Source organism: Streptomyces sp. NPDC058877, assembly GCF_042742855.1.
GTDB lineage: Bacteria > Actinomycetota > Actinomycetes > Streptomycetales > Streptomycetaceae > Streptomyces.
Map to the genome: position 1 here is coordinate 20775 of NZ_JBHYMF010000092.1, position 6967 is coordinate 27741.

Below are 6967 nucleotides of genomic sequence, written 5' to 3' on the forward strand. Positions count from 1 at the left end.
ACTTGTGCAGGAAGGCAAGGGAGTGGGGATTGATGGACGTTCTGGTCATCGGCGGAAACCGCTACGTCGGAAAGCGGCTCATTGCGCGGCTGCGGGAATCCGGGCACCGGGTCACGGTGCTCAACCGGGGCTCCAGGGCCGCCCCCGGGGGAATCGAGCACCTGAGGGCCGACCGCGATGACGAGCACGCGCTCTCCGCCGTGCTCGCCGGCCGCTCCTTCGACGTCGTCGTGGACCAGGTCTGTTACACCCCGCGCCAGGCCGAGGTCGCCCGCCGGGTGTTCGCGACGCGCACCCGGCGGTACCTGATGACCTCGACCGTGGAGGTGTACGCGGACCGGGACTCGCCCGCCCCCGTCGTCGAGTCCGCCCTCGACCTGGGCGCGGTCGCCGTCGACACCGAACTCCCTTGGGAGGAAAACGAGTTCCTGGCGGCGCACTACGGCGAGGGAAAGCGGCAGGCCGAGGCCGTCTTCGCGGACGGGGCGCCGTTCGCCTGGGCCTCGGTGCGGGTGGCGCACGTGCTCGGCGGCGCCGACGACTTCACCGGCCGGCTCGACCACTACGCGCGGCGGGTCCGCGCGGGCGAACCGATCGCCGTGCCGGTGGTCAACCACCCGGCGACCTACGTGTACGTGGAGGAGATCGCCGCCTTCCTGGCGTGGTCGGTCGAGGCGGACTTCACCGGCCCCGTGAACGCGCACTCCCACGGCGCGCTCACCACGGCCGACATCTGCGCGGAGGTCGAGAAGCTGGTGGGCGGCCGGACGGTCTTCCGACGGGTGGAGGGCGGCGAGGTCTCGCCGTTCTCCTTCGCCCGCGGGTACCGCATGGACAATTCCCGTGCGGTTTCGCTCGGTTACTCCTTCGGCGACTCCCGCGCATGGCTCGGGCGGGCCGTCGCCGAGACCGTCGGAGCGGGGCGCTGATGCGGCACCGGATGCCGGGGGACGTGCAGGTCGGGGCGGTCGGGCTCGGCACGATGCCGCTCTCCGTCGAGGGCCGGCCCGACGGGCGGAGGGCCGTCGCCACCGTGCGCGCCGCCCTCGACGCGGGGGTGACACTCCTCGACACCGCCGACTCCCACCACCTGCCGGGCGGCACGCACGGTGAGGGCGAACTGCCCGTCGCACGGGCCCTCGCCTCCCGTCCGGGCCGTACGGACGACGTGCTCGTGGCGACGAAGGGCGGGCGGGGGCGGACCGCGGACGGCGGCTGGACCGCGGACGGCAGGCCCGAGCACCTACGGCGGGCGGCGGAGGCCTCGGCGTGACGGCTCGGCGGCGGAGGTGGCCGCGTCGGACGCCCGCACGAGCGGGTGCCTCCGACCGGGGCCGGAGGCACCCGCCGGGCCGAGGCCCGGATCCGGCTCAAGACCCGGGACTCGGGGTTCTGGGGGCCCGGGTCCGCCGTCCCGGCGGCGCGGGGGCGGTGCGGGCCGGCGGGTCGTCGCCGCGGGGAGGCCCTGGCGGGGGCGGGCGGGGGTCAGACTCCCGCGCGGGCCTTCTCGTCGCCCTCCTCGGCGCGCTGGTCGGGGAGCGGGGCCGCGGCGTGGTCGTCGAGGAGGGTCCGCTCGTCGAAGGGGACCCGTCCGGCGAGGACCTCGGTGACCCGTGCCTTGTCGATCTCCTTCGTCCAGGTGCCGACCAGTACCGTCGCGACGGCGTTGCCCGCGAAGTTGGTGAGGGCGCGCGCCTCGCTCATGAAGCGGTCGATGCCGACGATCAGGCCCACCCCGTCGACCAGCTCGGGCCGGTGCGACTGGAGCCCGCCGGCGAGGGTCGCCAGTCCGGCGCCGGTGACGCCCGCGGCCCCCTTCGAAGCGATGATCATGAAGACGAGGAGCGAGACCTGCTCGCCGAGCGAGAGCGGGTCGCCCATGGCCTCGGCGGTGAAGAGCGAGGCCATCGTCAGGTAGATCGCGGTCCCGTCGAGGTTGAAGGAGTAGCCGGTCGGGACGGTGATGCCGACGACCGGCTTGCTGACGCCCAGGTGCTCCATCTTGGCGATGAGCCGGGGCAGCGCGGACTCCGAGGAGGAGGTGGAGAGGATCAGCAGGAACTCGCGGCCCAGGTACTTCAGGAGCGACCAGATGCCGATGCCCGCGATCAGGCGCAGCAGCGTCCCGAGGACGACGAAGACGAAGAGGCCGCAGGTCAGATAGAAGCCGATCATGATGATGGCGAGGGAGGCGAGCGCGGCGGCACCGGTCGCGCCGACGACGGCCGCGATCGCGCCGAACGCACCGACCGGCGCGACCCACATGATCATGCCGAGGATGCGGAAGACCAGCCGCTGGAGGTGCCCGATGCCGCGCAGGACCGGTTCCCCCGCCGCTCCCATGGCCTGGAGCGCGAAGCCGGCGAGGAGCGCGACCAGGAGGGTCTGGAGGACCTCGCCCCCGGTGAAGGCGGAGACCAGGGTGGTGGGGACGATGCCGAGCAGGAAGTCCGCGGTGGACTCGCCGGCGCCCTCGGCCTGCTTGGCGCCGGCCTCGGCGATCTCCGGGGTGAGGTGCAGTCCGGAGCCGGGTTCCAGGAGGTTGCCGACGAGCAGGCCGATCGCGAGTGCGACGGTCGACATCACGAGGAAGTAGCCGAGGGCGAGGCCGCCGACCGCTCCGACCTTGGCGGCCTTCCGGACCGAACCGACGCCGAGCACGATCGTGCAGAAGATGATCGGCGAGATCATCATCTTGATCAGGCTGACGAATCCGGTGCCGAGGGGTTTGAGTTCGACGGCGACGCCCGGCGCCAGGAAGCCGACCGCGATGCCGAGCAGGACGGCGCCGATGACGGCCAGGTACAGGTAATGGGTGCGGTCCCGGCGTGCGGCCACGGGTCCTCCTCGTGCTGATGGGTGTCCACGTCCCGGTGGACCTCCGCGACTATCCATCAGCCTGTGACCCGGGTCACGGTTGCGTGCGTTTCGTTCACGGCGGGGCGGCCGGCCCCGCGGGGAAGGGCACGATTCGGGAACGCGCTGCGCCCGCGTGCGTTCCCACGTGCACACTTACCCGCATGCCCCTGCGCCTCCCCCGCCCCCGCAGCCTGGCCGGCCAGCTCTTCGCCATGCAGGTCGTGCTGGTGGCCCTCGTCGTCACGGGGTGTGCGGTGTTCGCGTACGTCACGGACCGGGCGCAGGCGGAGGAGACCGCGCGGCGCCAGGCCACGGCGACCGCCGCCGCCGTCGCCGACTCCCCCTCCGTGCTCGCCGCGGTGCGCTCGGCCGACCCGACCTCCGTCCTCCAGCCCTACACGGAGGCGCTGCGCCGGCACGCGGGCGTCGCCTTCGTGGTGGTGATGGCCCCGGACGGCACCCGCTGGACGCATCCGGAACCGGATCAGATCGGCCGCACCTACCTCGGTCACATCGCGCAGGCCCGGCAGGGCCGGATCTACTCCGAGACCCACCGGGGCGTCCTCGGCCCCTCCGTGCGGACGGTGGCGCCCGTCCTCGACGACGGCCGGGTCGTCGCCCTGGTCAGCGCGGGCATCACGATCGACGAGATCAGCGAGCAGGTGCGGGAGCAGGTGACCGCCCTGCTCGTCACGGCGGGCGCGGCGCTGGTGCTCGGCGGTACGGGGACGTACGTGGTGAACGCCCGCCTGCGCCGTCACACGCACGGGATGAACGCCACCGAGCTGAGCCGGATGCACGACTACCACGAGGCCGCCCTGCACGCGGTCCGGGAAGGGCTCGTGATGCTCGACGGGCAGCGACGGATCGCCCTGATCAACGACGGGGCACGGGAGTTGCTCGCCCTGGACGAAGGGGTCGTCGGCCGCCCGGCCGCGGAGCTCGGGCTGCCCGCTTCGCTGACCGGCGCGCTGCTGTCCTCGGAGCCGCGGGTGGACGAGACGCACCTGACGGCCGAGCGGGTCCTCGTCGTCAACACCCGCCCGGTGGTCGGCGGGGAGCGGCGCGGCACCCTCGTGACGCTCCGGGACCGCACGGAACTCCAGTCGCTGTCAGGTGAGTTGGATTCCGAGCGGGGCTTCACCGAAGCGCTCCGCTCACAGGCGCACGAGGCCGCGAACCGACTGCACACGGTCGTCTCCCTCATCGAACTGGGCCGGCTGGCGGAGGCGGTGGAGTTCGCGACGGCGGAGCTGGAACTCGCCCAGGCGCTCACGGACCGGGTCGTCGACTCGGTCGGCGAGCCCGTCCTCGCGGCGCTGCTGCTCGGCAAGGCGGCGCAGGCCAACGAGCGGGGCGTGGAACTGGTCCTCACCGAGGACAGCCACCTCGATGACGGTCGGGTGTCGACGGCGCTGCCCTCCCGGGACCTGGTGACGATCGTGGGCAACCTCATCGACAACGCCGTGGAAGCGGCGGGCGGAACCCCCCGGGCACGCGTGACGGTGACGGTCGCGGCCCGTGCGGGCGACGGCGAGCTGCTGCTCCGGGTCGGCGACAGCGGCCCCGGCGTGCACCCCGCCGACCGGGAAGCGGTCCTCGGCCGCGGCTGGTCCACCCGGGGCCCCGGTCGCGGCCTCGGCCTGGCCCTGGTCGGCCAGGCGGTCACCCGCGCCTCGGGGACCCTGCACCTGGCGGACGCCGAGGAGGGCGGCGCGGAGTTCACCGTACGACTGCCGCTCCCCGCGGAAGCCGGAGGAACGGGGGCGCCACCGGGGGACGCTCACCCGGGCGACGGGCACTCGGGCGACGGGCGTCGTGCGTCCGTCGGGCCCGGTGCCGGCGTCACCGGCGCGGGGGCGATCGCATGAGCTCCGCACCCCTCCGGGTCCTGGTCGTCGAGGACGATCCCGTGGCGGCCGACGCCCACGCGCTCTACGCGGGCCGGGTCGAAGGGTTCACCGTCGTCGGGGTCGCCCACTCGCGGGCCGCCGCCGTACGGGGCCTCGACCGCGCACCGGTCGACCTGATCCTGCTCGACCTCTACCTGCCCGACGGCCACGGCCTCCAGCTGCTGCGGTCCCTGCGGGCCGCCGGACACTCCGCCGACGTCATCGCCGTGACCTCCGCCCGCGACCTGGCGATCGTGCGCGAGGGCGTCTCCCTCGGCGTGGTCCAGTACGTCCTGAAGCCCTTCGCCTTCGCCACGCTCCGGGACAGGCTCGTGCGGTACGCCGAGTTCCGGGCGGCGACCGGGGAGGCCTCGGGGCAGGAGGAGGTGGACCGGGCGCTCGCCGCGCTCCGGGCCCCCCACGCCACCGCGCTCCCCAAGGGCCTGAGCGCGCCGACGCTCGAAGCGGTCACCCGCACCCTCCGGTCCGCTGCGACGGGACTGACGGCCGCCGGGGCGGGCACCGCCGTCGGGATCTCCCGGATCACCGCGCGCCGCTACCTGGAGCACCTGGTCACCGAAGGCCGCGCCGTGCGCGCCCCGCAGTACGGCCAGGTCGGACGTCCGGAGCTCCAGTACCGCTGGCTCGGCGGGCCGGCGCGCGGTCGCTGAGACCCCTCGGTTACCGGTCGGTTCCGACGTTCCTACGACCCCGCACGTTGGGGGAACGCACCGTAGCCAGCCGTCACCCTCCGCACCTACCGTGTCCGGGTGCACCAACCCTCCCCGCCCTTCGACGCCCTGGCCGCCCGCCGCCTCCGCGAGGGCCTCGGCATGGTCCCCGGTCATGTCGCCTACGGCCTGCGCGCCCAGTACGGCATCCTCGTCGCCCCCGAAACCGTGGTCGCCTGGGAGCGCGGCCGGGCGATCCCCAACGAGCAGGAGCTCACCGCCCTCGCGGGCGTCCTGTGGTGCTCCCCCGCAGAACTGATCGCCGCCGCGTCCACGCTGCGCGAGCACCGGGTGGCGCGCGGGCTCGCCGCCGAGGAGCTGGCGCGCCTGGTGGGCGTGGCGACCCCTGCGTACCAACGGATGGAGGACGAGGGCCGCTGGCGCGGCACCGAGCGCCAGACCGCCGCCCTCGCCGAGGTCCTCGGTCTCGATCCGCGCGCCCTCATCACCGCGACCGGGGGTGACGGCCGCCTCGCCGAACTGCTCCGCGACGCGGCCACCACCCGCTGGCAGGCCTATGTGAAGCCGACGGTGAAGATGGTGCCGCTGTCCCGGCAGACCGTGGAGTCCGCGCTCCAAAGGCTCCACTCGGAGTACCACGCCCGCATGGCGGCGACCAGCAGTTGGGGCGCCTCGGGGGCGACCGGCGACGAGGGTCGCGTCTATCTGGACGGGATCATCGGCCACTTCTGGGCCGCCGTCGGCCCGTGACGGACACCGACCCCCACAACGGGCGCCCGCCCCCCTACAGTGGCGCCGTGAGACGACACATGCCCTTCGAACGCCTCCACAACTTCCGTGATCTGGGCGGCTACCGGACCGCGGACGGCGGAACCGTGCGGTGGGCGACCCTCTACCGCGCCGACTCGCTCGGCAAGCTCGCGGACGCCGGTCCCGTCGACCGGGAGCGCTTCCGCGCGCTGGGCGTGGGCACCGTGATCGACCTGCGCTACCCGTGGGAGATCGCGGCCAAGGGCCGGCTGCCGGAGGGCGAGGTCGCCGCCTGGCACAACCTCTCGATCGAGCACCGCCCCTACGACCAGGAGGCGATCGATCCGGCCCTGGACCCCTGGCGCTACCTCGCCGACCGGTTCGCCGAGGTCGCCGAGGACGGGACGGAGGAACTCCGCGCGGCCCTGGAGCTGATCGCCGCCGCCGGGGAACCGCTCGTCTTCCACTGCGCCTCCGGCAAGGACCGCACGGGGCTGCTCGCGGCCGTCCTCCTCTCCCTCCTGGAGGTTCCGGACGAGGAGGTCCTCGCCGACTTCGCACTCACCGAACTGGCCACGGAGCGACTGATCGCCGACTGGCGGGCGGCGCACCCGGGCCGGGAGCCCCGTTGGCCGGGCTACGGCCGGGCACCCGCAGAGGTGATCCGGCTGTTCCTGGCATCTGGCAGGCCCTCCAGTGGTGCGGCGCCGACCGGCTCGGCCACGGCGTCCGGATCATCGATGACATCGAGGTCGCCGAGGACGGCTCGGTCCG

At 73.9% G+C, this 6967-nt stretch carries 5 protein-coding genes and 2 pseudogenes; 6 read left to right on the top strand and 1 reads right to left on the bottom strand.

What is annotated here, in order from left to right; all coding sequences use genetic code 11:
* The first annotated feature begins 32 nt into the window (after positions 1-32).
* Positions 33-929, top strand: coding sequence for an NAD-dependent epimerase/dehydratase family protein (locus tag ACFW2Y_RS21440; RefSeq protein WP_384881435.1), 897 nt, complete (start codon positions 33-35; stop codon positions 927-929).
* Positions 929-1267, top strand: a pseudogene (locus ACFW2Y_RS21445) (aldo/keto reductase); the annotation flags it as partial. The gene ACFW2Y_RS21440 and the pseudogene ACFW2Y_RS21445, both read left to right, overlap by 1 nt.
* A gap of 218 nt (positions 1268-1485) precedes the next feature.
* Here the strand turns inward: ACFW2Y_RS21445 and ACFW2Y_RS21450 are convergent.
* Entirely contained in the window at positions 1486-2895 is a 1410-nt protein-coding gene (locus tag ACFW2Y_RS21450; RefSeq protein ID WP_384881438.1) for a cation:dicarboxylate symporter family transporter, read from the bottom strand.
* Positions 2896-3026: 131 nt separating this feature from the next.
* Here ACFW2Y_RS21450 and ACFW2Y_RS21455 point away from each other — a divergent pair, with 131 nt between their 5' ends.
* From ACFW2Y_RS21455 to ACFW2Y_RS21470, 4 genes and pseudogenes are all read left to right on the top strand, one after another.
* Positions 3027-4730 carry an ATP-binding protein gene (locus tag ACFW2Y_RS21455; protein WP_384881444.1) on the top strand — a complete coding sequence of 568 codons (1704 nt, stop codon included), beginning with the start codon at positions 3027-3029 and terminating at the stop codon, positions 4728-4730.
* Entirely contained in the window at positions 4727-5422 is a 696-nt protein-coding gene (locus tag ACFW2Y_RS21460) for a response regulator (RefSeq protein ID WP_384881441.1), read from the top strand. Before ACFW2Y_RS21455 ends, ACFW2Y_RS21460 begins: the two co-directional genes overlap by 4 nt.
* Before the next feature lie 162 nt (positions 5423-5584).
* Positions 5585-6193 (top strand): helix-turn-helix domain-containing protein, encoded by a 609-nt coding sequence (locus ACFW2Y_RS21465; protein WP_384881447.1) that lies wholly within the window; start codon positions 5585-5587, stop codon positions 6191-6193.
* A 59-nt stretch (positions 6194-6252) separates the two neighbouring features.
* Positions 6253-6810, top strand: a pseudogene (locus ACFW2Y_RS21470) (tyrosine-protein phosphatase); the annotation flags it as partial.
* Between the last annotated feature and the right edge of the window lie 157 nt (positions 6811-6967).